This is a genomic window from Pseudoalteromonas sp. bablab_jr011, from assembly GCF_016464045.1.
In the GTDB taxonomy this organism is placed as follows: domain Bacteria; phylum Pseudomonadota; class Gammaproteobacteria; order Enterobacterales; family Alteromonadaceae; genus Pseudoalteromonas; species Pseudoalteromonas lipolytica.
Genome location: NZ_JACDWU010000327.1, coordinates 1 through 1,059 on the forward strand (window position 1 = coordinate 1; position 1,059 = coordinate 1,059).

Below are 1,059 nucleotides of genomic sequence, written 5' to 3' on the forward strand. Positions count from 1 at the left end.
GGCTTTGTTTCCTAAATCAGTTGAACTAAAACCATAGCTGGTGATCTGATCGACATAGCCCATCAACTCGCCCATCAATCGTGTCAAAACCTCGATATAAAACAATCAACTGGAAGCAATACAATCAAGCCCTGATCAATCGTGGCTCACTTACCTTCTGGATTGATGAGGACGCTATCGCCCAGTGGAAAGCTAAGGCCGAGCAACCAAGGAAAGGTCGACCACGCGTATTTAGCGACTTAGCCATTACCACCGCGCTGATGGTTAAACGTGTTTTCTCGATGCCACTACGAGCGTTACAAGGCTTTATCAACTCGGTGTTTAAACTGGCTGATATTCCGCTTTCGTGCCCACATTACACTTGCATCAGCAAACGCGCTAAAACCGTCAAGATTGCTTTTAAAACCAAGACGCGTGGCACCATTGAGCACTTGGCTATCGACTCGACAGGCTTGAAGGTTTATGGCGAAGGTGAGTGGAAAGTGAAGAAACATGGCACAGATGGCAAGCGCCGCGTGTGGCGTAAGCTGCATATCGCTGTCGATACCCATAGCCATGAAATTATTGCAGCGGAACTGAGTTTATCCGGTGTCACTGACGCTAAAGTTATGCCGAATTTGCTCAAGCAAATCCATCGCAAAATCCGCAATATCTCAGGTGATGGTGCTTACGACACAAGAGCCTGTCACGATGCCGTTCGTAGAAAACGGGCTTTAGTACTCATTCCACCGAGGGAAGGCGCCGCGCTCTGGGAACAAGGTCATCCGCGTAACTTAGCGGTCAGTTGGCAACAGCTTCATGGTTCAAATAAACAGTGGAAAAAACGGTATGGTTATCATCGGCGGTCAATCTCAGAAACAGCAATGTACAGAGTGAAGCAACTACTTGGTGGCAGATTGAGCCTGCGAAATTATAACGGTCAGGTAGGAGAAACTTACGCGATGATAAAGGCGTTGAACAAACTCACTGGGCTAGGCATGCCTGAAACTTACCGTGTAGTTTAATATTCAAACGATTATGAGGAGCTTTGCTCGCTGAATCGATTTAGGAAACAAAGCC

The 1,059-nt window shown here is 47.1% G+C and carries 1 protein-coding gene; it reads left to right on the plus strand.

Features of this window, described 5'->3' with window-relative positions; all coding sequences use genetic code 11:
• Positions 1-80: 80 nt before the first annotated feature.
• A complete protein-coding gene (locus tag JIG41_RS21850) occupies positions 81-1,004 on the plus strand; it encodes an IS5-like element ISSpu11 family transposase (RefSeq protein WP_063530059.1) in 924 nt (307 codons plus the stop codon).
• Positions 1,005-1,059 lie beyond the last annotated feature (55 nt).